The sequence below is a fragment of the Williamsia sterculiae genome, assembly GCF_900156495.1.
Classification (GTDB): domain Bacteria; phylum Actinomycetota; class Actinomycetes; order Mycobacteriales; family Mycobacteriaceae; genus Williamsia_B; species Williamsia_B sterculiae.
The window spans coordinates 285,520-308,558 of record NZ_FTNT01000004.1; the positions used below are offsets into that span (position 1 = coordinate 285,520).

General features: G+C 67.2%; 21 protein-coding genes, 1 tRNA gene and 1 other RNA gene. 16 read left to right on the plus strand and 7 right to left on the minus strand.

Annotated features, from left to right (window positions below; genetic code table 11):
* Window positions 1–34: 34 nt before the first annotated feature.
* Window positions 35–129, minus strand: an RNA gene (ffs, locus tag BW971_RS09280) — signal recognition particle sRNA small type.
* Window positions 130–222: 93 nt separating this feature from the next.
* On the opposite strand from ffs, the gene BW971_RS09285 reads away from it, so the two are divergent.
* Window positions 223–311, plus strand: a tRNA-Ser gene (locus tag BW971_RS09285).
* Window positions 312–432: 121 nt separating this feature from the next.
* On the plus strand, window positions 433–1,332 hold the full coding sequence (locus tag BW971_RS09290) for a hypothetical protein (protein WP_143690272.1): 900 nt from the start codon (window positions 433–435) through the stop codon (window positions 1,330–1,332).
* A 59-nt stretch (window positions 1,333–1,391) separates the two neighbouring features.
* Here the strand turns inward: BW971_RS09290 and BW971_RS09295 are convergent, their stop codons facing one another.
* The gene (locus BW971_RS09295; protein ID WP_076478768.1) at window positions 1,392–2,609 is read right to left on the minus strand and encodes a molybdopterin-binding protein; all 1,218 of its coding nucleotides are present in this window, start codon (window positions 2,607–2,609) and stop codon (window positions 1,392–1,394) included.
* Between the two features lie 415 nt (window positions 2,610–3,024).
* On the opposite strand from BW971_RS09295, the gene BW971_RS22080 reads away from it, so the two are divergent.
* Together BW971_RS22080 and BW971_RS09300 are read left to right on the plus strand one after the other, a co-directional pair.
* The gene (locus BW971_RS22080; protein ID WP_268811118.1) at window positions 3,025–3,159 is read left to right on the plus strand and encodes a hypothetical protein; all 135 of its coding nucleotides are present in this window, start codon (window positions 3,025–3,027) and stop codon (window positions 3,157–3,159) included.
* 131 nt (window positions 3,160–3,290) lie between these two features.
* The gene (locus BW971_RS09300; protein WP_076478770.1) at window positions 3,291–3,887 is read left to right on the plus strand and encodes an Rv1733c family protein; all 597 of its coding nucleotides are present in this window, start codon (window positions 3,291–3,293) and stop codon (window positions 3,885–3,887) included.
* Window positions 3,888–3,899: 12 nt separating this feature from the next.
* On the opposite strand, the gene ligD is transcribed toward BW971_RS09300, so the two are convergent.
* Window positions 3,900–4,934, minus strand: a complete 1,035-nt coding sequence (gene ligD / locus BW971_RS09305; protein WP_076478772.1) for a non-homologous end-joining DNA ligase — start codon at window positions 4,932–4,934, stop codon at window positions 3,900–3,902.
* A gap of 88 nt (window positions 4,935–5,022) precedes the next feature.
* On the opposite strand from ligD, the gene BW971_RS09310 reads away from it, so the two are divergent.
* Together BW971_RS09310 and gluQRS are read left to right on the plus strand one after the other, a co-directional pair.
* Window positions 5,023–6,105, plus strand: a complete 1,083-nt coding sequence (locus BW971_RS09310; RefSeq protein WP_076478774.1) for an ATP-dependent DNA ligase — start codon at window positions 5,023–5,025, stop codon at window positions 6,103–6,105.
* A 10-nt stretch (window positions 6,106–6,115) separates the two neighbouring features.
* Window positions 6,116–7,057: a tRNA glutamyl-Q(34) synthetase GluQRS gene (gluQRS, locus tag BW971_RS09315; RefSeq protein ID WP_076478937.1), complete on the plus strand. Its 942-nt coding sequence runs from the start codon at window positions 6,116–6,118 to the stop codon at window positions 7,055–7,057.
* Here the strand turns inward: gluQRS and BW971_RS09320 are convergent.
* From BW971_RS09320 to BW971_RS09335, 4 genes are all read right to left on the minus strand, one after another.
* Window positions 7,023–8,015, minus strand: coding sequence for a DUF2189 domain-containing protein (locus BW971_RS09320; protein ID WP_076478776.1), 993 nt, complete (start codon window positions 8,013–8,015; stop codon window positions 7,023–7,025). The two genes, gluQRS and BW971_RS09320, sit on opposite strands and share 35 nt — an antisense overlap.
* A 160-nt stretch (window positions 8,016–8,175) precedes the next feature.
* Window positions 8,176–9,432 carry a tRNA guanosine(34) transglycosylase Tgt gene (tgt, locus tag BW971_RS09325; RefSeq protein WP_076478939.1) on the minus strand — a complete coding sequence of 419 codons (1,257 nt, stop codon included), beginning with the start codon at window positions 9,430–9,432 and terminating at the stop codon, window positions 8,176–8,178.
* Between the two features lie 81 nt (window positions 9,433–9,513).
* Window positions 9,514–11,865: an MMPL family transporter gene (locus BW971_RS09330; RefSeq protein ID WP_076478778.1), complete on the minus strand. Its 2,352-nt coding sequence runs from the start codon at window positions 11,863–11,865 to the stop codon at window positions 9,514–9,516.
* Window positions 11,866–11,933: 68 nt separating this feature from the next.
* Window positions 11,934–12,578: a TetR family transcriptional regulator gene (locus BW971_RS09335; RefSeq protein ID WP_159441845.1), complete on the minus strand. Its 645-nt coding sequence runs from the start codon at window positions 12,576–12,578 to the stop codon at window positions 11,934–11,936.
* Window positions 12,579–12,736: 158 nt separating this feature from the next.
* Here BW971_RS09335 and BW971_RS09340 point away from each other — a divergent pair, with 158 nt between their 5' ends.
* From BW971_RS09340 to nuoH, 10 genes are all read left to right on the plus strand, one after another.
* Window positions 12,737–13,282 carry a hypothetical protein gene (locus BW971_RS09340; RefSeq protein WP_083709575.1) on the plus strand — a complete coding sequence of 182 codons (546 nt, stop codon included), beginning with the start codon at window positions 12,737–12,739 and terminating at the stop codon, window positions 13,280–13,282.
* Between the two features lie 59 nt (window positions 13,283–13,341).
* Complete coding sequence (locus BW971_RS09345; protein ID WP_076478780.1) at window positions 13,342–13,770, plus strand: ANTAR domain-containing protein; 429 nt, start codon at window positions 13,342–13,344, stop codon at window positions 13,768–13,770.
* 210 nt (window positions 13,771–13,980) lie between these two features.
* On the plus strand, window positions 13,981–14,364 hold the full coding sequence (locus BW971_RS09350; protein ID WP_076478782.1) for an NADH-quinone oxidoreductase subunit A: 384 nt from the start codon (window positions 13,981–13,983) through the stop codon (window positions 14,362–14,364).
* A gap of 74 nt (window positions 14,365–14,438) precedes the next feature.
* Complete coding sequence (locus BW971_RS09355; RefSeq protein WP_076478784.1) at window positions 14,439–15,005, plus strand: NuoB/complex I 20 kDa subunit family protein; 567 nt, start codon at window positions 14,439–14,441, stop codon at window positions 15,003–15,005.
* Window positions 15,002–15,709, plus strand: coding sequence for an NADH-quinone oxidoreductase subunit C (locus BW971_RS09360; protein ID WP_076478786.1), 708 nt, complete (start codon window positions 15,002–15,004; stop codon window positions 15,707–15,709). Before BW971_RS09355 ends, BW971_RS09360 begins: the two co-directional genes overlap by 4 nt.
* A 34-nt stretch (window positions 15,710–15,743) precedes the next feature.
* On the plus strand, window positions 15,744–17,084 hold the full coding sequence (gene nuoD, locus BW971_RS09365; protein WP_076478788.1) for an NADH dehydrogenase (quinone) subunit D: 1,341 nt from the start codon (window positions 15,744–15,746) through the stop codon (window positions 17,082–17,084).
* Window positions 17,081–17,950, plus strand: coding sequence for an NADH-quinone oxidoreductase subunit NuoE (gene nuoE, locus BW971_RS09370; RefSeq protein ID WP_076478790.1), 870 nt, complete (start codon window positions 17,081–17,083; stop codon window positions 17,948–17,950). Before nuoD ends, nuoE begins: the two co-directional genes overlap by 4 nt.
* Window positions 17,947–19,302 (plus strand): NADH-quinone oxidoreductase subunit NuoF, encoded by a 1,356-nt coding sequence (nuoF, locus tag BW971_RS09375; RefSeq protein WP_076478792.1) that lies wholly within the window; start codon window positions 17,947–17,949, stop codon window positions 19,300–19,302. Before nuoE ends, nuoF begins: the two co-directional genes overlap by 4 nt.
* On the plus strand, window positions 19,299–21,698 hold the full coding sequence (locus BW971_RS09380) for an NADH-quinone oxidoreductase subunit G (protein WP_076478794.1): 2,400 nt from the start codon (window positions 19,299–19,301) through the stop codon (window positions 21,696–21,698). Before nuoF ends, BW971_RS09380 begins: the two co-directional genes overlap by 4 nt.
* Complete coding sequence (gene nuoH, locus BW971_RS09385) at window positions 21,695–22,969, plus strand: NADH-quinone oxidoreductase subunit NuoH (RefSeq protein WP_076478796.1); 1,275 nt, start codon at window positions 21,695–21,697, stop codon at window positions 22,967–22,969. Before BW971_RS09380 ends, nuoH begins: the two co-directional genes overlap by 4 nt.
* Window positions 22,970–23,039: the final 70 nt, after the last annotated feature.

Sequence of the window (23,039 nt, forward strand, 5' to 3'; positions counted from 1 at the left end):
CTCTCGGCTGCGCCTGTGGATCGCGATCCCTTGAAGTAGGGGACCCCGCGCACCCGAGAGAGCCCGCTGACCCTTGCTGCCTTCCGGCCCTGGGGGAGTTCACAGGATGCACGCCGCGCGGGATCCGTGAACGATTGTAGACCGTCACTCCGTCGCGGTCCGCACCCTGTCCTGTGCTGGTCGTTTTTGGTCGCCACCACGGTCACGGCTATCATTCCCGACGGAGGATTCGCCTAGTGGCCTATGGCGCTCGCCTGGAACGCGGGTTGGGTTAACAGCCCTCAGGGGTTCGAATCCCCTATCCTCCGCCACATGGACGCCGGCGACCGTCGGGATTCGGAGCCCGCGACCCCACTTCACCGCAGGTCGCGGATGCATACACGGTAGTGTTCGGCCACCGCGGTTGCGCGGAATCGGTGTCGGGAGGCCGCGATGCTTCGTTCACTTGTCATCGGTGCGCTTGCCGTCGTGGGTACCGTGTCGGTCTCGACCGCCGCCGTCGGCGCTGCACCGGTGTTCTCCGTCGGTTCGTCGGTGACGGTGTCGGGCGCGGTGACCGATCCGGCAACGTATTCGTTGGAGGCTCTCGATGCGCTGCCCCAGGTATCGGTCGCTTCGACCCGGGCACCCGGCACGTCGGTCGCGGGGGTGTCGTTGCAGACACTGGTCACCAAGGGCAGTCCTCGGCTGGATGCGGGAAAGAACCCTCTGCTGCGGGTCGCCGTCACGGTGCGGGGTATCGGTCGCGCGGTGACCTTCACGCTCGGTGAACTCGATGCGGGATTCGGTGATCATCCCGCCGTCCTCACGAGTGCCACATCCGGCAGTGCAACGACACGCGCAGATCTCGTTGTGCCGGGCGACCGGACAGCGGCACGATCCGTCTTCGGCGTGAGCCGCGTCGAGGTCTCTCTCACGCCCCCGGGTCCGGTCACCGCATCGGCAGGCGGTGTCGATGTCGTCGAGGGGAACCGCACCGTGACCGTGCCGAGCACGGTACTCGCACGACTACCCCAGCACCGCGAAACCGTGTCTTTCAACGCATCCGGCGTGACGACGTCTCGTACGTTCGTCGGCCCCGATCTCGCCGTCGCGCTGGGTGCCGTCGGAGTCTTCCCTCCCGCCTTCACATCGGTGTTGACCGTGACCGGCACCGACAGTTACGCGGCCGACGTCACGCTCGGTGAGGCTTTCTTCGGCGGTCGGCCGCTGCTGCTGGCCCTGTCCGAGAATGGCACCCGGCTCCCGCACCCACGTTTGGTGACCGTAGGCGACAAGAAGGGTGGTCGTTACGTCACCGACACCACGTCGGTGACCGCCAGGACCACATAGCAGGCGCAAGGTGCAACCCGGTGGCCGTTCGGGCGTCAGCCAGAATCGCACCGAGACCGTCACATGGCATGAAATCGAATGATCTCGGCAGTCGGTGACGGGCCCGATCCCTCTACAACCGCGAGCGCCGTCCGGTTGATCAATCCGGCAAGATGCGCGGTACGGGTGCAGGGGTCGATGTCCCAAGCACCGTCTGCACGTTGCACGGCGGGGTAGATCCGCGCCGGGCCTGTGCCCGACCGCACCGCAGCAGTGAGACGTCCTCGTACCGGGGCAACGCTGATTCCGAGTAGCGAGTGCGCCACGGCCCGACCGGTGGTCATGATCGCGGTGACGGCGGCCAGGGGGTTGCCGGGGATACCGACGATCACCCGTCCGTCGGGTAGCAGTGCAAGCAACTGAGATCCGGCTGGGCGACAGAGGATCCGGTCCGCAATGATCTCGGCCCCGAGACGATGCAGCACGCTGCGCAGATGATCGCTGGCACCGTGACCGGTGCCGCCCACCACGAAGATGACCGGTGCGTCGGCGGATGCGACGATCGAATCGTCCCGGAATTCACGGTCGGACCGATATTCTGTCGCGGTTTGGGCGTATCCGATGTCCCGTAACCAGGTCGGCAGCACGGGTCCGAGGCTGTCTCGCGTCTGCCCCGGGCGCAGTCCGTCTGCGGTGCTGATCTCATCGCCGGTGATCACGACCTGAGCCCGAAGAGGCCCACGCACAGTCAATGTCGTACGTTCTGCGGTCAGGGCCGCCGACATGACCGCCGGTCCGACGACCGTCCCTGCTCGTGCCAGCACGCAGTCGAGCGTCCAGTTCTCGCCACGACGGCGGATGTCGTTACCGATTCCTGGTCGACGACCCGCAACGTCCACCAACCGGCCACCCCACAACTGGCGGGCGTTCTCCCGGCGAAGCACGAACGACGTCATGGGCGGAACCAACGCACCGGTGGCGATGACCGTCGCGGTCCCGTCCGCGAGAGGGCGGGGACGTTCAGAGCCCGCCGTGACCGCGCCGTCGAGAACATGCCATGGCCCCGGCCCACTCACGGCGAAGCCGTCCATGGCGGAGGTGTCAGCGGGCGGGAAGACGGATTGAGGTCGTAACGGCTCTGCGAGCGCGGCACCCATCGCCGCGTGCGTCGGTACCGGTTGTGGCCGCAGGGGCGCGATACGTTCGCTGACCACGCGACGCATGTCAGCGATGGTCAGCTCCGCGACGCGGTGTCCCCCCGCATTGACGTCGACTGTGGGTGACGGCACCGAGTTCATCCGACCACCATGACCTGCACCGCGTACGGGGCCGTTGCACACCGGTCAGCACGGCGTCACCAGATGCGCACTCGACGCAACCGCTGCCCGTGAGCGATCGGCGGCCGTTCCTCGGCAGAGTCGCGCGCCGGCGCCGGAGTCCACACCCCGTCGAGCCGGACGCACCCGGGGGTACGCTTCTCACCGCGCGGGCGACGAGGAGAAACGGCTCTCGAGTGCCGACCTCATCGGTTATCTCAGGCCACGGGTGTACTGTCGCCGTCAGAGCGCGCGCACTCGCGACATCATCGCTCCCTCCGGGACCATCATCATCTCTGGGATGAGTCGGTGCATCTCACGGTCGTCACGGCCGCCGCACGTCTTTCACAGCCCTCGTGTGTGTCGCGCTCCCCCTCACCTCCGAAAGGATCTCCGCATGAGTGATCTGTTTTCCCACCCGTCCGCCGACGAGCCCTCCGACGCCCCGACTCGGATGACTCCCGGCGCCGAGTACCCGGTGTTCTCGGACATCGAATCGGCCACCGATTCGATGTCGCCACCGCAGGTCTGAGCGAACCCGGCGGCTGTGGTCAGGTTCGCACGCACCGCCGATGACATGTCATTTCCTTCTCGATTAGCCTGAACAACGAGGCGGCCGCCGCAGCGTGTCGGTCGTGACCCGGGTGAGAAAGCTGACCGACGATGAACGACGAGAGCAAGCGACAGTTTCTCCGCGATCCTTCGGTGTCGTCGTCGCTCTCCCATCCGCTCGTCCGCCCGGTGGACATCGCACAGCGCCGCGTTCAGCGACTGATCGCCGTCTGCACCCTGCTCGCGGCGGGATTCGCTCTCGTCCCCGGATTCTTCGCCTATACGGCGACCCAGAACTCGTCGACGTCGCAGCTCACGACCACCACGGTCACCGCGACCACCGACACCTCATCGCGGGCCACGGCCACCACGAATCCCGTTGTCGCAACCAACCCCGCCGCCTCCGCCAGTTCCACGAGTCGGGTGCGCGCACACTGGCGGTGGGACGGCACTACCCGATCAGGTCTGCTCACCGTCGCACCCGGAACCGCGGCTGGAACCAAGATCCCGCTCAACGTCGACGCCAGGGGTTTTCCGACCCGAGCCGTTCCACCCGCTGATCCGACGACCACCGCCGTGGTGGTCATCATCGGCGGACTGTTGCTGGTCGCGGCGTTGGCGCACCTCGCCGTCATGGCCTGCCGACGTCGGTTCGACCGCATCCGCGACCGTCAGTGGACCGAAGCGCTCGAGCGACTGCTTACCTGACGCGTCTCGCGCTCAGCGCGCCCGGTCCGTGTCCCGCGACGGTTGCACCCGCTTCGGCTCACCCGGCATCTTCGGATAACTGGGCGGGTACGGCAGATCGCCCAGGCCGGCGGACTCGTCCCTCGCCACCTGATCGAGCACCGGCTCCAGCGACGCCCGGTGGTCGGCGATGTCGCCCATCGGATCGGGGCGCTTCGTCAGCAGATCCGGCACCGTGGCGATGGTGAGGTCGTCGGGGTCCGCATCTGCCAGTTCGTCCCAGGTCAGTGGTGTGGACACGGTCGCGATCGGGGTCTTGCGCGCCGAGTACGCCGACGCCATCGTCCGATCGCGGGCGGCCTGGTTGAAGTCGATGAAGATCCGCTCACCGCGCTCCTCCTTCCACCACGAGGTGGTGACGCGCTCCGGATCGCGACGCTCCAGTTCCCGCGCGATCGCGATGACCGCGCGCCGGGTCTGGATGAAGTCCCACCGCGGCTCGATGGGCGCGTAGATGTGGATGCCTCGGCCCCCCGATGTCTTGGCGAACGCGGTCAGTCCCCACTCCTCCAGCAACGGTCGCACCAGGTCGATGGCCACCGTGCGGGCGTCGGCGAAGTCGGTACCGGGCTGTGGGTCGAGGTCGATCCGCAGCTGGTCGGGGTGGTCGTTGTCGGGCGCGATGGTCGGCCACGGATGAAAGGTGATCGTCCCCAGGTTGGCGGCCCACACGATGTCGGCGGCGTTGGTGACGCGGATGGCGTCCGCGGTGCGACCCGACGGGAAGGTGATCCCGGTGGACTGGACGTGATCGGGATGTTTGGCGGCGATTCGCTTCTGGTAGATCTCCTCACCCTCCACCCCGTCGGGAAAGCGCTGCAAGAACGTCGGGCGGTCCCGCAGCGCACCGAGGAGTGCGCCACCCGATGCGACGGTCCGGTAGTACTCCACCAGGTCGCGTTTGCGACCACCGTCCGCCCCCAACCGCGGGTAGTAGATCTTGTCCGGGTTCGAGAGTCGGACCGCGACCCCGTCCACATCGAGCTCTTCCGCGGGTGCCTTGGCCATCGGTGGGGAACCTTTCGCAGACGTCGGACGCGTGGTCGGTGTGTTCGAAGTTACCTGTGTTCCCCATTCACGGGCGACAATGTGTGCCATGCAGCTTCCTGTGATGCCACCGGTCTCGCCGATGCTGGCCAAGGCGGTGACGACGATCCCGCCCGGCGCCTCCTACGAGCCGAAGTGGGACGGTTTCCGGTCGCTGGTCTTCCGCGACGGCGACGAGGTCGAGCTGGGCAGCCGCAACGAGAAGCCGATGACCCGCTATTTTCCGGAACTCGTCGACGCCATCGTCGCCGAACTGCCCGAACGCTGTGTGATCGACGGAGAGATCGTCATCGCCACCGACGACGGCCTGGATTTCGATGCGCTGCAGCAGCGCATCCATCCGGCCGCATCCCGGGTGACCATGCTGTCGGAGAAGACGCCCGCTTCGTTCATCGCCTTCGACCTGCTCGCCCTCGGCGACGACGACTACACCGGCCGACCGTTCGCCGAACGCCGCGAAGCACTCACCACCGCACTGTCCGCCGCCGGCTCCTCGGTGCATCTGACGCCGACGACCGCCGACGTCGACACCGCGCAGCGGTGGTTCACCGAATTCGAGGGTGCGGGGCTGGACGGGGTGATCGCCAAGCCGCTCGACGGCATCTATCAGCCGGACAAACGAACCATGTTCAAGATCAAGCACACCCGGACCGCCGACTGCGTGGTGGCCGGTTTCCGATGGCACAAGACGTCGACAGAGGAGACACCGTTGATCGGCTCGCTGTTGCTCGGCCTCTACAACGAGACCGGACGACTGCAGCACGTCGGGGTGGTCGGGGCGTTCACCGCCAAACGGCGTGCTGAGCTGGTCGGTGAGCTCGAGCCGCTGCTCATGCGCGAGGGCGACAACCACCCGTGGCAGGAGTGGGCGAATACCGACGCCCATGCGGGGCAACGACTGCCGGGTGCAGTCAGCCGGTGGAACGCGACCAAGAACCTCTCGTTCGTGGCGTTGCGTCCCGAGCAGGTGATGGAGGTCAAATACGAACACATGGAGGGTGATCGCTTTCGTCATCTCGCCCACTTCATCCGCTGGCGTGACGACCGCACCCCCGAGTCGTGCACCTATGAACAACTGGAACGACCCCTGACCTACCGGCTCGACGACATCGTGCCGGGTCTGGTCTCGTGAGACACCTGTGATCCCAACAGATGTCGGTGTCGGTCGGTACGCACCCTCCCCGTCGGGTGACCTCCATATCGGCAATCTGCGCACCGCACTACTGGCCTGGTTGTTCGCCCGACACACCGACCGCGGATTCGTGCTACGGATGGAGGATCTGGACCGGGTCGCGCACGGTGCCGCCGAACGACAACTCGACGACCTGCGCGCGCTGGGCATCGACTGGGAGCCTCCCGTGGTACGACAATCGGACCGACGGTCGTTCTACGACAACACCATCGAGACCCTCACCGCACGCGGATTGACCTACGAGTGTTGGTGTACCCGCCGCGAGATCCTGGAGGCGCCTGCGGCTCCCCACACACCCGCGGGCGCGTACCCGGGTACCTGCCGAAACCTGACCGGGGCCGAACTCGCCGAACGGCGGGCAGGCAACCGGCCGCCCGCGCTGCGACTACGGTCGTCGGTGCAGCACATGACGGTGACCGATCTGTTGCACGGTGAGTACACAGGTGCGGTGGACGATCTGGTGTTGCGGCGCAACGATGGAACGCCCGCCTACAACCTGGTGGTGGTCGTCGACGACGCCGCGCAGGGCGTCGATCAGGTGGTCCGGGGTGACGATCTGCTCTCCTCGACACCCCGGCAGGCGTATCTGGCCGCATTGCTGGACATCGCCGTCCCGACGTATGCCCATGTGCCGATGGCTCTCAACCGCGAGGGCGTCCGACTGGCCAAACGCGACGGCGCGGTGACCCTCGCGGACCTCGCGGCCGCGGGGGTCACCGCGCCCGTGGCGGTGTCGGTGATCGCGGAGTCCCTGGGTCTTGCCGCACGCGGTGAATCCGTCACCGCGAGCGACCTGCTCACGCGATTCGACCCCGCGCTGCTACCGCGTCAACCGTGGGTGTTCGACCCCAGCAGTGTCAGACGGTCGGTGGTGAGACCGGCCCCTGGGTGAGGGTGCGATATGCGTACACCCCGGCGATCAGGGTGACCGGGACGGTCACCAGTAGACCGACGAGGCAGACCAGAAAGCCGACGATGTTGAGGAGCACGCAGACGATGGCCAGAGGCAGCAGCTGCCCGACGTTCTGCGTGGTCAGTCGGAAGCTCGACTTGATGCCATCGATCGCACCCTGCTGGCGGTCGATGACGAAGGTCAGCGAGTAATAGGTCAGGTACGCCACGATGATGCCGGGCAAGATGAACAGAATGAAGCCGACGCCGGTCAGCAGGCCGACGATGATGCTGACCACGATCACGGTGACGACGTTGTGGAATCGGAAGAACGCCCCGACCGACGGCTTGGTGCCGTCGACCTCGCTCAGCGCGCCACGCGTGTACGCGGCCTGGAACAGTGTCGACACCACGAATGACACAACGCTGCCGATGATCGACAGGATCGACGTTCCGACGGAGACGTCGCTGTCGGTGCCGAGGGTGAAGCCACCCGAGACGTTGCCGACGTCGAAACCGCTGAACGCGAAGTTGATGATCGCGCTCACCACCACGCCCAACAGGATCACGGCGATCCACGATCCGGCATTGCTCTTGTACTTGTTCCAGCCGTAACTCAGGGCGTCACCGATGGAGAACTGCCCGCTCGGCGCCAGCCCCTCATTGCCGCCGGGGAACCCCCCGTAGCCCGGCTGTCCCTGCGGTGGATACTGGCCGGGCGGTGGTGGGTACGAGCCGGACGGGTAACCGCCCTGCTGGCCCGGAGGTGGGTATGAACCCTGTTGGGGGTATCCCTCCTGGGGGTATGAACCCTGAGGATAACCCTGTTGCGGGTAGCCTTCGCCGGGCTTGTTCAGGTCGGGGCGCTCGCCCTGCCCACCTGGTTGTCCACCCCCGTAAGGATTGCGGTACGGGTCGTTCTGGGGCGGTTCGTTGCCGGGCGGCGTGTTGCTGGTCATGGGGGTCCCTTTCCGGTCCAGCCGATGATCATGCGGTGACGACCGCGGGCACGGACGACGCATCGTCTGTGTTCCGCGGGACCCTCACTGTATAGACGGCCCGCGGCCCGCACGGAAGGAAAACAACCCAACCGAGGAGAACCGTTGTGTTCTCGCAACCTCAGGTGTGCGCTCCCGCGTAGTACCGGCCGAGGAAGTCGTCACGGAAGGCCTCATAGTCGCCGTCGATGATTGCTTGTCGCGCGCGGTCAACCAGGCTCACGATGAAGTGCTCGTTGTGGATGGTGCACAGCGTCGACGCCAGCCCCTCCTTGGCCTTGAACAGGTGGTGGATATAGGCGCGGCTGTACCGCGACGTGTAGTTCTCGACCTCCGGGTCCAACGGCCCGAAGTCGCGCTTGAAACGGCTGTTGGTGATGTTGTACCGACCGTCGCGCGAATAGATGGCACCGTTGCGCGCCACCCGGGAGGGGGACACGCAGTCGAAGGTGTCCACCCCGTTCTCGATCGCGGTGAAGATGTCGTCGGGTTCGCTGATCCCCAGCAGATGTTTCGGTTTGTGCTCCGGCAGTTCTTCGTTCACCCAACGAACGATCGTGCCGAGATTCTGTTTCTCCAGCGCACCGCCGATTCCGTATCCGCCGAATCCCCGCCCGCCGGCATCGACGTCGCGGTCACTGATCTCGGCGAGGTCGCGAGCGGCCTTGCGTCGCAGGTCTTCGTACTGCGCCCCCTGCAATACACCCCACAAGGACTGCAACGGCCGGTGCGTACGTTCCCGGCTCAGGTCGTTGTGCGCGATCAGGCAGCGGATGGCCCACTGTCGGGTCCGTTCCAGCGAGTCCACCTGATACGCACGGGTGTTCATCAACGTGGTCAGTTCGTCGAAGGCGAAGATGATGTCCGCGCCCAACTCGTGCTGGATTCGCATCGAACTCTCCGGGGTGAACCGATGTCGCGAACCGTCGAGGTGCGACTTGAAGGTCACCCCGTCGTCGTCGACGAGAGCCAGACGTTCCTTGCCCTCCGCGATCACCGCGTCGTCCTGCAATCCGGTCACGTCCATCGCGATGACCTTCTTGAACCCCGCGCCCAGCGACATCACCTGGAAACCACCGCTGTCGGTGAAGGTGGGTCCCGACCAGTTCATGAAGCGGCCCAATCCGCCCGCGAGGTCGACGATCTCCGAACCGGGTTGCAGGTACAGGTGATACGCGTTCGCGAGCACCGCCTGCGCTCCGACCGCGGCGACCGACTCCGGCAGCACGGTTTTCACCGTCGCCTTGGTCCCCACCGGGACGAAGGCCGGAGTGCGGATCTCACCGTGCGGAGTGACCAGCACCCCGACACGACCAAGCGTCCCGGGCAGCCGAGCCTGCACGCGGAACGCCGCATCGGCGGGCAGGCCGTGACCCATCGGTTCGCTCACGTCAGCATCTTCGCAGTCCGGCACCGGCCGGACCAATTCCCGACCGACGACGACCGTCGGCCACGCGGGTCATCGGGTGCCGATGAGCTCGCGCTTCTCGTCACCGTCGCCGGAGCGTGCGGCGAGGTACTTCGTCAGCTGATCACCTTCCACGTCCACCTGCGGCAGGATCCGGTCCAACCACCTCGGGATCCACCAGGCCTTGTCACCGAGCAGGGTGAGCACAGCCGGGATGAGGGTCATCCGCACCACGAACGCGTCGAAGAAGACCGCCACGGCCAGCGCGAAGCCCATCGACTTGATGAACGACATGTCCTGCAGCATGAAGGCCGCGAACACCGACATCATGATCGCCGCCGCGCCCGCGACCACCCGCGCGCTGTGACCGAATCCCCGAACCACCGCGTCACGCGCACCGGCGCCGTGCACGTACTCCTCGCGCATCCGGGTGACCAGGAACACCTGATAATCCATGGCCAGGCCGAACACGATCCCGATCAGGAAGATCGGCAGGAAGCTGACGATCGGTTGCGGGTTGCCGATCAAGCCGAGGTCACCGCGCTGGAAGATCGCGACCGTCGCACCGAAGGTGGCCGCGACACTGAGCAGAAAGCCCAGCGCTGCGGTCAGCGGAACCAGGATGGACCGGAACACCAGGATCAGCAGCAGGAACGCCAGGCCCACGACCACCAGCAGATACGGCAGCAGGGAGTCCTGTAGGCGCTCGGAGACGTCGTTCTCGATCGCCGTCTGTCCTGTCACCCCGTAGGACACCTGCAACCGCGACTGCACGCCACCCTCCTGGCCGCGGAGGTCCTTCACCAGATCCTGGGTCGCGGTCTCACTCGGGGCGCTGCGCGGGATGACCGAGATGGATGCGGTGTCGGCGTTCGCGGTCAGGTCACCCGCCGAGATCTGCGCGCTGCGCACGTCTTTCATCCCGGCGATCTGTTTGGTCAACGCGTTGTAGGCGTCGATGCGCTGGGCCGGTGCGTCAATTCCGCGGCCGTCGGCGACCACCACCAGAGGACCGTTGTAACCGGCACCGTATCCGTCGGCGATGAGGTCGTAGGCCTGTCGCTGTGAGGTGCCCGGGTCGCTGGTGCCGTCGTTGGGCAGCGACAATCGCAACCCCGTCAGTGGGATGGCGATCACCGCGAGCAGCACGACACCGAGGACGGCGAACAGCGCAGGTCGTCGCGACTCCTGACCCACCCAGCGCCGCCCGTTGGAGCGACGTGGGGTGTCGGTCTTCTGCACGTCCGGCGGGTTGAGGAAGCGCAACCGTCCGGCGAATGCCTTACCCGCGAACAACCCGAGCAGGGCGGGCAGCAGCGTCAGGGCGACCAGCACCGACGTCAGCACGGTCCCGGCGGCCGCCAATCCCATCGCGGTGAGGAACGGGATGTTGACGATGGACAACGCCGCCAGAGCGATCAGCACCGTCAGACCGGCGAACACCACAGCCGACCCGGCGGTCCCGAGAGCCCGGCCCGCGGCCTCGGCACGGGTGTCGGCGGTGAGCAGCTCGTGCCGGTATCGCGACACGATGAACAAGGCGTAGTCGATACCCACGGCCAGGCCGATCATGGTCGCCAGGATCGGGGTCTGCGAGCTCAGATCGATGAAGCCGGTCGCCACCGACACCCCGAAGGTGCCGATACCCACACCGACGATGGCCGACAGGATCGGCATCCCCCAGGTCACCAGCGAGCCGAAGGTCAGGATCAGGACCACCGCGGCGACCGCCAGCCCGATCAACTCCGAGGCACCGCCGAAGTCGTTCGACTGCGTCGCGGTCCCGTTCATGGCCACGGTGAGACCGGCGGCGCGGGCCTGGTCGGCGACGGCCGTCATCTGATCGTGAGCTCTGGCGGTGACGTCGTCGGCGGCCTTGACGTCGAAACCCGTTCCGAGCTGGGCAACGGTCCCGTCGGTGTTGATGGGCGACCCCGCGTCGGCGACCTGCTGGGCCGCGGCCGGGGCGAGGTTCAGTTTCTTCTCCTGGAACTCGACCGTGGCCTGCCGCAGCGGCCCGGGCTTGGCCTCGGTGCCGTACCCGACGAACGGGTTGACGATCGACTCCGGTTTCTTCACCCCGTCGAAGGACTTCATCCCGTCGACCATCGCGTTGATCGCGTCCTGATAGCGCTGCTGTTCGAGGCTGGTTCCGGCAGGTGCCTTGATGACGTACTTGACCGTCACCGAGTCCTCGAATCCCGGTTTGTCGGGGAATCGCTCCTTCATCAGGTTCTGCGCCTTCTCCGACGGGATGCCGGGGATGGAGAACGATTCGCTGGTGGGTCCGCTCAGAGCGGTACCGGCGACCCCCATACCCACGAGCAGCAGCAGCCAGATGCCGATGACCTTGAAGCGATTGCCGAAACACCATTTGCCGATTCGGTAGAGAAAGGTCGCCATGTGCGGTGGATCCGTTCTGTCGGAGCGTGCGGGAGGTCGGTCGGTGTTGTGGTGATGACGGGAGGCGGTCAGTCCGGGACCGCGGCGTCCGCCGTCGGGGGTGCGGCCAAGCCGAACGCCAATTGGGCGAATGCGCGCCGGATCACCGTCCGCAATTGCACCCCGGTCGGATTGCGATCGGTCCACACCTCGAGTGCGGTCCGGGCTGCGACGACGCCGACGTTGACCACCAGCCGTGGGTACAGGGCGTCGCGAACCGGGGACGCCGCCACGTGTCGGGCCACCAGTGCCTCGAAGCGCTCGTCGATGCCGGCCTCGTCCTGCCCGCCACGGCAGTGGGCGGTCATCGACGGCTCGGTCTCGATCAGGCGCAACAGGGTGAGCAGTTCGGCGGGCCGCTCACCGCTGCTGCAGGCGATGGACGCCAGTGCGTCCTCCATGGCGCCGATCAACGGCGCCCCGGGCGTGACCTCCTCGAGCGCGGCAAGCAGTCGCTCGGCGATCTGCTCGATGTAGAACGACAGCGCGTCCTCTTTGCTCGCGAAGTAGTTGTGAAACGTACGCGGCGACACCCCGACCTCGGCCGATACGGCGTCGGCGGTCGCGGCCTCGAAGCCGCGGTCGGTGACGATGCGCAGGGTCGCGGCGGCCAGCGCACGGCGCGTGGCGTCCTTCTTCGTCTCACGCAGCCCGACGACCTTCAGCGAATTCACATCACCACGGTACGGAACTTGCAGCCGACTGCAATGTTGCGCGCGTCTGCAGGTTTTTGTCGTCGATCACACCCTATACAGGCAGTGACCCATGCCACACGGGACCCTCATCGGTCGGCCCCGGCCACCCCGACGACGCCGTCCCCTACCGTGGGGGCATGCGATCGCACCTGTCGAAGACCGCACGCACCCGATCCCGGTCCGGCCGCGCACCCGTCCTCCGGTCCGCCGCCGCACTGGCCGGTTGCGCCGCTGCGGTCACCCTGACCGTCGTCGCCTGTGGTGACGACACCGGTGGCACGTCTGCGCAGTCGGCAGGCAGCAGCACCGCCACCGTGGCGTCGTCCAGCGGCAGCTCGCCGGAGAGCGCCACCTCCTCCGATCAGCCCGACCCCGACGCGCGGGCGGTTCCCGGACCGACGCTGCCGCCGGCCACATCCGTCCCGCCGTCCAAGGAGGCCCCGAACATCAGCGGAACCCGATGCGGCACCGCCAACGGGCCGGAGGGCGCACTGCGGGTCGTCGTGCTCAGCGGAACCTCCGGTTGCGACGTGGTGATGCCGGTCGCGACCGAGTTCGGTCCCAAGATCGCTCTCGCCAAACCCGCGACGATCAACGGGTGGGAGTGCGGCCCCTCCGAGACCGAGGGCGTCCTCGCGCGATGCACCAAGGGCGACGACGCCTTCGGCTTCCTGCCCGAGTGATGCCCACACGCCCTCGACACCACGGTCCGTCGCGGCAGGGTCGGCGGTAGCATCGCCGCGTGAGCGATGCGCCGACCGGGACCGACAATCCACAGCGGTCCAACCGCCTCGATTCACTCACCGTTCTCGTCTACTCCGACGATGCGGACACCCGACGTCAGGTGATCGACGGTCTCGGAGAACGCCCACACCCAGATCTCGCGCCCCTCACCTTTCGTGAGGTCGCCACGGCTGCGGTGGTCATCCGCGAATTGGATTCACACACTGTCGATCTGGTCATCCTCGACGGTGAGGCGGCCCCCGTCGGCGGACTCGGCATCGCCAAACAGCTCAAAGACGAGATCGACGACTGCCCTCCCGTGGTCGTGTTGATCGGTCGTGCCGCCGACCGCTGGTTGGCCGACTGGTCGCGTGCGGAGGCCGTGGTACCCCACCCGATCGACCCGTTCGTTCTCACCGACGCCGTGGTGTCGGCGCTGCGGCGCTGACCCACGCATCTCGATCCACCTGCGGGTTCCCCCGCACCGCAATCGACGGACGCGCCCGAAGTGGGCGAAAGGTCGACGCATGCCCGTGGTCGGTCGTAGTGTGTGTCACAAGTCACAGTGTGGTGCGCACGTCCGTACAGCCCTCTCGACCGGGACGTCGATCGTCGTGACGGCCCGCCGCCGCGCTGTGCTGGAAGGAGGCAGCCGCGCGTGAACGCCTACGTACCGATCCTCGTGCTGGGATCCATAGCGGTGATCTTCGCCGTGTTCTCCGCCGTGGTGGCATCGGTGGTGGGACCACGGCGGCACAATCGCGCGAAACTCGAGGCGTACGAATGTGGAATCGAGCCCATGCGCCATCCGGGCGAGGGCGCCGACGGTCGCGCCGCGATCGTGCAACGCATCCCGGTGAAGTACTACCTCACCGCCATGCTGTTCATCATCTTCGACATCGAGATCGTCTTTCTCTACCCGTGGGCCGTGCACTTCGACGCGCTGGGCACGTTCGGGCTGATCGCGATGGTCGTGTTCGTCGTCAACGTGTCCGTCGCCTACGCCTACGAATGGCGTCGCGGTGGTCTGAGCTGGGACTGAATCGCCACCACCGCTGACACGGGGAGCTTGGGGCAAAGGATCGTTCGACACCGGACACCGATCAGGAGGTCACCATGGGTCTGGAGGAGAAGCTACCGAGTGGATTCCTGCTGAGCACCGTGGAGGATCTGGCCGGTTTCATGCGCAAGGGATCGCTGTGGCCCGCGACCTTCGGTCTGGCGTGCTGCGCCATCGAGATGATGGCCACCAGCTCCGGACGCTTCGACATCGCCCGGTTCGGCATGGAGGCCTTCCGTGCCTCGCCGCGTCAGGCCGACCTGATGATCGTGGCCGGCCGGGTCAGCCAGAAGATGGCCCCGGTGCTGCGACAAATCTACGACCAGATGGTCGAGCCCAAATGGGTTCTCGCGATGGGCGTCTGCGCATCGTCCGGCGGCATGTTCAACAACTACGCGATCGTGCAGGGTGTCGACCACGTGGTCCCGGTCGACATCTACCTTCCCGGCTGCCCGCCGAGGCCGGAGATGCTGCTCAACGCCATCCTGACCCTGCACGACAAGATCCAGCAGATGCCGCTCGGTGCCGACCGAGCCGCCGCGGTCGAGGCCGCCGAACGCGCGGCGCTGGCCGCCCGGACCCCCACGACGGTCGACCTCGAGTTCGCCGGGACGCGCCGATGAGCGATGACGAGGTGGATTCATCCGACGCCGTGCGGTCACCACGTCAGGAGATGGTCGGGGTGCGACGCGGCCTCTTCGGTTCGCAGGGCAGCGGCGACACCTCCGGCTACGGCCGATTGATCCGTCCGATCCTGCTGCCCGGCAGCACACCTCCGCCCTACGGCGGTTGGTTCGACGGTGCCATTGCGCGGCTCGCCGAATCCCTGGATGCCGAGGGCATCGACCTCGGCGACTGCATCGAGGGCGTGGTGGTGTTCCGCGGGGAACTCACCCTGCACGTCGCGGCCGCCGCGCTGCCCCGAGTGGCCGCGGTGCTGCGCGACGATCCGGCTCTCCGCTTCGAACTCTGTCTGGGGGTGAGCGGCGTACACCACCCATCCGAACATGGTCGGGAACTGCACGCGGTGTACCCGCTGCAGTCGATCACCCACGGGCATCGGCTCCGCCTCGAGGTCTCGGTACCCGATACCGATCCACACATCCCGTCGCTGTTCGACGTGTACCCGACCACCGACTGGCACGAGCGGGAGACCTGGGACTTCTTCGGCATCGTCTTCGACGGCCACCCCTCGTTGACGCGCATCGAGATGCCCGACGACTGGGTGGGCCATCCACAACGTAAGGACTACCCGCTCGGCGGCATCCCGGTGGAGTACCACGGCGCCCAGATACCACCACCCGACCGGCGGCGCTCGTACAACTGAGAGGATCTGCAGCCCTGATGAGTTCGGACATCTGATGTCGAGCGTGACCGACCACGCCGTCGGGCCACCACCCGACCGCGACTACACCGTCAGCGGTGGAGACTGGGACGAGGTGGTCGCGGCCGTCACCGACCGTGACGAGCAGGACGACCTCGGCGACGAACGCATAGTCGTCAACATGGGCCCACAGCACCCCTCGACGCACGGGGTGCTCCGACTCATCCTGGAGATCGACGGTGAGACGGTCACCGAGGCGCGCTGCGGAATCGGCTACCTGCACACCGGTATCGAGAAGAACCTGGAGTTCCGCACGTGGACCCAGGCGGTCACGTTCGTGACCCGGATGGATTATCTCGCACCCTTCTTCAACGAGACCGCCTACTGCCTCGCGGTGGAACGATTGCTGGACATCACCGACGACATCCCGCCGCGCGCCACAGTCATCCGAGTGTTGTTGATGGAGCTGAACCGCGTCTCCTCACATCTTGTCGCGTTGGCCACCGGCGGGATGGAACTCGGTGCGGTCACCGCGATGCTCTTCGGCTTCCGTGAACGGGAACTGATCCTCGACGTGTTCGAGACCATCACCGGGTTGCGGATGAACCATGCCTACATCCGCCCCGGTGGACTCGCCCAGGACATGCCACCGGACGCGGTCGGGAAGATCCGCGAACTCCTCGACGTGCTGCCGGGCAAACTGCGCGACTTGGAGAACCTGTTGAGCGACAACTATATCTGGAAAGCGCGGACGCAGGGCATCGGGTACCTGGACCTGACCGGGTGTATGGCGCTGGGTGTCACCGGCCCCATCTTGCGGGCGACCGGGTTGCCACACGATCTGCGCCGCTCGGAACCGTACTGCGGCTACCAGGACTACGACTTCGACGTGATCACCGACACCGGGTGTGATGCTTATGGGCGGTACCTGATCCGGGTCAAGGAGATGACCGAGTCCCTGCGGATCGTCGAGCAGTGTCTCGAGCGCCTCGAACCCGGTCCGGTGATGGTGGCCGACGGCAAGATCGCGTGGCCTGCCGACCTGACCGTCGGCCCCGACGGGATGGGTAACTCACCCGAACACATCGCGAAGATCATGGGTGGGTCGATGGAATCGCTGATCCATCACTTCAAACTGGTGACCGAGGGGTTCCGGGTACCGGCCGGACAGGTGTACCAGGCCATCGAGTCACCGCGCGGTGAACTCGGTGTGCACGTCGTGTCCGACGGTGGGACCCGACCGCATCGGGTGCATTTCCGAGATCCGTCGTTCACCAACCTGCAGTCCGTCGCCGCCATGTGCGAGGGCGGCCTGCTGGCGGACGTGATCGCCGCGGTCGCCAGCATCGACCCCGTGATGGGTGGTGTGGACCGATGAGTGAGGCGGTGTTCCTGGAGCTGGGCACCCACGACGAGCCCGCTCACGATCTTCCCGGCCCGCGGGAATATCCCGCCGACGTACGCGTCGGCCTCGAGGTGGACGCCGGGCAGATCCTCGGCCGCTATCCGCAACGTCGCTCGGCACTGCTCCCGCTGCTGCACCTGGTCCAGTCGGTGGACGGTCAGCTCACCGCGGCGGGCGTGGACTTCTGTGCCGCGCAAGTGGAGATGACCGGCGCACAGGTCTACGCGGTGGCGACGTTCTACTCGATGTACCGACGCAGCGAGACCGGAACGTACCTGGTGGGGGTGTGTACCAACACCCTGTGCGCGGTGATGGGTGGTGACACCATCCTCGCCGAGCTGTGCGATCACCTCGGTGTCGACGTCGGTGAGACGACCCCCGACGGCGCGATCACCCTGGAGCACGTGGAGTGCAATGCCGCTTGCGATTCCGCACCGGTCGTGATGGTCAACTGGGAGTTCTTCGATCAGCAGACCCCCGGTTCGGCCCGCGACCTGGTGGATGCCCTGACCGCCGGGACCTCGGTCACGCCGACACGTGGTGCACCGCTGTGCACCTTCCGCCAGACAGCCCGCATCCTGGCCGGTTTCCGCGACGAACGGCCCGGCGCCGTGGCCGCGAGCGGAGTGGGCGAGCCCGCATTGCAGGGATTACGGATCGCCGAAGCCCACGGCATGTCGGCTCCACCCGCCGACGCCGACCACACCGTCGACCTCGATGACTCGCAGGCGACCGGACCGGACGCCGAGTCCGCTGCGCGGGAACACGAACGCGATGAGCCGGCCCCCGCCCCGTCGGCCGACATCCCGCCGACCCTCGACACCGGAGGACCGAGATGACGTTGACCCCGGTGTTGAGTCGCCACTGGGACTCCCCCGACTCCTGGACCCTGGACGCCTACCGCGCCCACGGTGGATACGACGGGTTGCGCACCGCACTCTCGATGGACCCCGACGACGTCATCGCCCTGGTGAAGGACTCCGGGCTGCGTGGCCGTGGCGGCGCCGGGTTCCCGGTCGGCGCCAAGTGGTCGTTCATCCCCCAGTCCCGTCCCGACGATGAGACAGCGAATCCGGCGGCGCAGAAGCCGCATTATCTGGTGGTCAACGCCGACGAGTCCGAACCGGGTACATGCAAGGACATGCCCCTGCTCACCGCGAATCCGCATGCGTTGGTGGAGGGCGCGGTGATCGCGGCGTACGCGATCCGTGCCCGCCACGCCTTCGTCTATCTCCGCGGCGAGGTGATCCCGGTGCTGCGCCGGCTCCAGGCCGCGGTCGACGAGGCATATGCGGCAGGTCTGCTGGGCGTCGACATCGACGGCAGCGGCGTGGACGTGGATCTCGTGGTGCACGCCGGCGCCGGCGCGTACATCTGCGGCGAGGAGACCGCGCTGTTGGACTCGCTGGAGGGACGGCGCGGCCAACCCCGACTCCGTCCACCGTTCCCGGCGGTGGCGGGCCTCTACGCCTGCCCGACCGTGGTCAACAACGTGGAGTCGATCTCGAGTGTCCCCGCGATACTGCGCAACGGCGTGGAGTGGTTCCGCACCATGGGCAGCGAGAAGTCCCCGGGTTTCACGCTGTATTCGCTGTCGGGTCACGTGACCCATCCCGGCCAGTACGAGGCCCCCCTGGGCACCACCCTGCGCGAGCTGCTGGGCTACGCGGGTGGGGTACGCGCCGGTCACACCCTCAAGTTCTGGACCCCGGGCGGGTCGTCCACCCCGATGCTCACCGCCGAGCACCTCGACACCCCGCTCGATTACGAGGGTGTGGCTGCGGCGGGTTCGATGCTGGGTACCAAGGCCTTACAGATCTTCGACGAGACCACCTGCGTGGTGCGGGCGGTGCTGCGCTGGACCGAATTCTACGCCCACGAGTCCTGCGGAAAGTGCACCCCGTGCCGGGAGGGGACGTACTGGCTGGTGCAGATTCTGCAGGGGCTGGAACGCGACGGCGGCAGCCCCGGCGATCTGGACCGCCTGCTGAGCGTGTCCGAGGCGATCCTGGGTAAGTCGTTCTGTGCGCTGGGCGACGGCGCCGCCAGCCCGATCATGTCGTCGCTGAAGCATTTCCGCGACGAGTACGTCGCCCACCATGGTCACGGTGGCTGTCCCTTCGATCCGGCCCGATCAACGTTGTTCGCCGACGACGGACCGCTGCTCGCGACCGCCGGAGGTGCCCGATGACCCTGGCCCGCGCGGACGCTCAGCCCGTCCCCGTCGAGACGGTGACCATCACCATCGACGGGACCGAGGTGCAGGTGCCCAAGGGCACGCTGCTGATCCGGGCGGCCGAACTGATGGGGGTACAGATCCCCCGGTTCTGCGACCACCCGCTCCTCGACCCGGTGGGCGCCTGTCGCCAGTGCCTGGTGGAGGTGGAGGGACAGCGCAAACCGATGGCGTCGTGCACCACCACGGCCACCGACGGCATGGTCGTGCACACCCAGCTCACCTCCGACGACGCGGCGACCGCGCAGCGCGGCGTGATGGAGTTGCTCCTGATCAACCACCCGTTGGACTGCCCGATCTGCGACAAAGGCGGCGAGTGTCCGCTGCAGAACCAGGCGATGTCGACCGGTCGCACCGACAGCCGGTTCGAGGGTGTGAAACGCACCTTCCCCAAACCGATTCCGCTGAGCTCGGAGATCCTGCTGGACCGTGAGCGATGTGTGCTGTGCGCCCGCTGTACCCGCTTCGCACAGCAGATCGCCGGTGACCCGTTCATCGATCTGATGGACCGCGGTGCGCAGCAGCAGGTGGGGATCGAGCCCGACGTCCCGTTCGACTCGTACTTCTCCGGCAACACGGTGCAGATCTGCCCGGTCGGTGCCCTGACCAGCGCGTCGTACCGGTTCCGGGCTCGCCCCTTCGACCTGGTGTCCACCCCCAGTGTCTGCGAGCACTGCGCGGACGGTTGTGCCCAGCGCACCGACCATCGCCGAAGGAAGGTGACCCGCCGACTGGCCGGTGACGACCCCGAGGTCAACGAGGAGTGGAACTGTGACAAGGGGCGGTTCGCCTTCACCTATGCGACCGCGGCCGATCGCATCACCACCCCACTGATCCGTGACCGCGCAGGCCACCTCGTCGCCGCATCCTGGTCGCAGGCACTGGTGGTCGCCGCCCGCGGACTGCGTGCGGCACGAGGATCGGTGGGCGTACTGGCCGGTGGTCGGCTCACCCTCGAGGATGCCTACGCCTACGGCAAATTCGCGCGGCTCGCCCTGGGCACCGACAACGTCGACGCCCGGGCACGCCAACACAGCGACGAGGAGACCGGATTCCTGGCCACCGAGGTGGCCGGGCGCCGAGGCGACGTACGGTACGCGGATCTGGAGTCGGCGGCCACGGTGCTCCTGGTCGGTGTGGAACCCGAGGAGGAGTCACCGATCCTGTTCCTGCGGCTGCGCAAAGCCGCACGTACCCGCGGTCTCACCGTGCTGTCGGTGGCACCGTTCGCCTCACAGGGGCTGACCAAGATGTCCGGCACGCTGGTGCCGGCGGTACCCGGTGCCGAACCCACCGTCGTCGACGGACTACACGACCGTCTGTCGGATCCCGGTGCGGTGGTCCTGGTCGGTGAGCGCGCCGCCGCGGTCCCCGGACTGCTGTCGGCGGTGCGCCGCCTGGTCGCGGCCACCGGCGCCCGCCTGGCCTGGGTACCGCGCCGCGCCGGCGAGCGCGGAGCGATCGACGCCGGGTTGCTGCCGGGGGTGCTGCCCGGTGGTCGCCCCCTGTCCGACCCCGCTGCCCGAGCGGACATCGAACACCACTGGGGCGCCCCCGTTCCGGAGGCGACCGGCCTGTCCACGGATCGCATGCTGGCCGCAGCGGCGGCCGGCGACCTGGCCGCCCTGGTGGTCGGCGGCGTGGACCCCGCGGATCTGCCAGACCCGGCGCTCGCCATCGCCGCGCTGGACGCGGCCGAATTCGTGGTCAGCCTGGAGCAACGACATTCTGCGGTGACGGACCGCGCCGATGTCGTGTTCCCGGTGGCCGCTGCGGCGGAGAAGGCCGGTACCTACGTCACCTGGGAGGGGCGCGAGCGCCGGTTCTCGGCCACCCTGGACCGGCCCGGGATCCTCCCCGACCTGCGTGTCCTCGACGCCCTGGCCCGCGAACTGGGTTCACCCATCGGACTTCCCGACGTCGACACCGCACGCTCCGAACTGGCGCGCGTCGGTGATTGGACCGGGCCGCGGCCCTCGGTGGCGGACACACCGGCCGGCCCCGCCCACGCCCCCGGTGCGGGACACGCGACCCTCATCGGGTGGCGGCATCTGCTGGACCTGGGCCGCCTCCAGGACGGGGAACCGAATCTGGCCGGGACCGCACCGACAGCGGTGGCGAGGCTGTCGGCCGACACAGCGGCCGAGATCGGTTGCGCCGACGGCGCTGTGCTGGTCGTCACCGGCCCGGCCGGATCCGTCGAGCTCCCACTGCGAATCACCGACATGCCCGACCGTGCGGTCTGGGTACCGATCAACTCGATCGGCTCCCGGATCCACGTCGACCTCGGGTGCGGGCTCGGTCACCCGGTGGGTATCGCCCCGGCGGGCGTCGCGGCGGTGACCCGATGAGAGCCGACCTCAGCGTCTTCGGGCACGACCCCTGGTGGTTGGTGATCGCCAAGTGCGTCATCGTCTTCGCGTTCCTCGTCCTCACCGTGCTGGTCGCGATCCTCGTCGAACGCAAGGTGATGGCCTGGATGCAGACCCGTGTCGGTCCGAATCGGGTGGGCCCCAAGGGCCTCCTGCAGAGTCTCGCCGACGGGGTGAAGCTGGCCCTCAAGGAGGGGATCATCCCCAGCGGCGTGGACAAGCCCATCTACCTGCTGGCCCCGATCATCTCGGTGGTCCCCGCGATCATGGCGTTCGCCGTCATCCCCTTCGGTCCGGTGGTGTCGGTGTTCGGTCACCGGACCGCACTGCAGGTCACCGATTTCCCGGTCGCGGTGCTCTACGTCCTCGCCGTCACCTCCATCGGGGTGTACGGAATCGTGCTGGCCGGCTGGGCATCCGGGTCCACCTACCCGCTGCTGGGTGGGTTGCGGTCCAGTGCCCAGGTCATCTCCTACGAGATCGCGATGGGATTGTGTTTCGCGGCGGTGTTCCTCACCGCGGGCACGATGTCCACGTCGGGGATCATCGCCGCGCAACAACACACCTGGTACGTGTTCCTGCTGTTGCCGTCGTTCGCGATCTACGTGGTGTCGATGGTGGGTGAGACCAACCGGGCACCGTTCGACCTGCCGGAGGCCGAAGGCGAGTTGGTGGGTGGCTTCCACACCGAATACTCCTCGCTCCGGTTCGCCATGTTCATGCTCGCCGAGTACGTCAACATGGTCACGGTGTCGGCGCTGGCCGCGACGATGTTCCTCGGCGGTTGGCGGTCACCGTGGCCGTTCACGCTGATCGACGGCGCCGATTCCGGTCGGTGGGCCCTGGTCTGGTTCGTCGCCAAGGTGTGGATGTTCCTCTTCTGCTTCATCTGGTTGCGATCCACCCTCCCCCGCCTGCGCTACGACCAGTTCATGAACTTCGGATGGAAGGTTCTCATCCCGGTGTCGCTGGGCTGGGTGCTGGTCGCCGCGACCGCGCGGCTGATCGTCCCCGACCACCGCGGCCTGGTCTCCGCGATCGCCGGTGTGGTGGTGGTCGCGGCGGTGGCGCTGATCGTCCGACGCCGGATCCGACACATGGGATCCGACCCCGACCCCACCCCCGTGACCACGGACCCGGCGGCGGATGGATTCCCCGTTCCGCCGCTCCCCGGGCAGAGCATCATTCTGGCCGGATCGCACCGAACACGGGCCCAGCCGTTGGCGAACCGAGAGGGCAGCGATGCATAGACCGTTCCGGAGTTCGAGAGATGAGCACGGCACCGGATCGCTGGGGTTGCTCGGTGGCCTGCGGGTCACG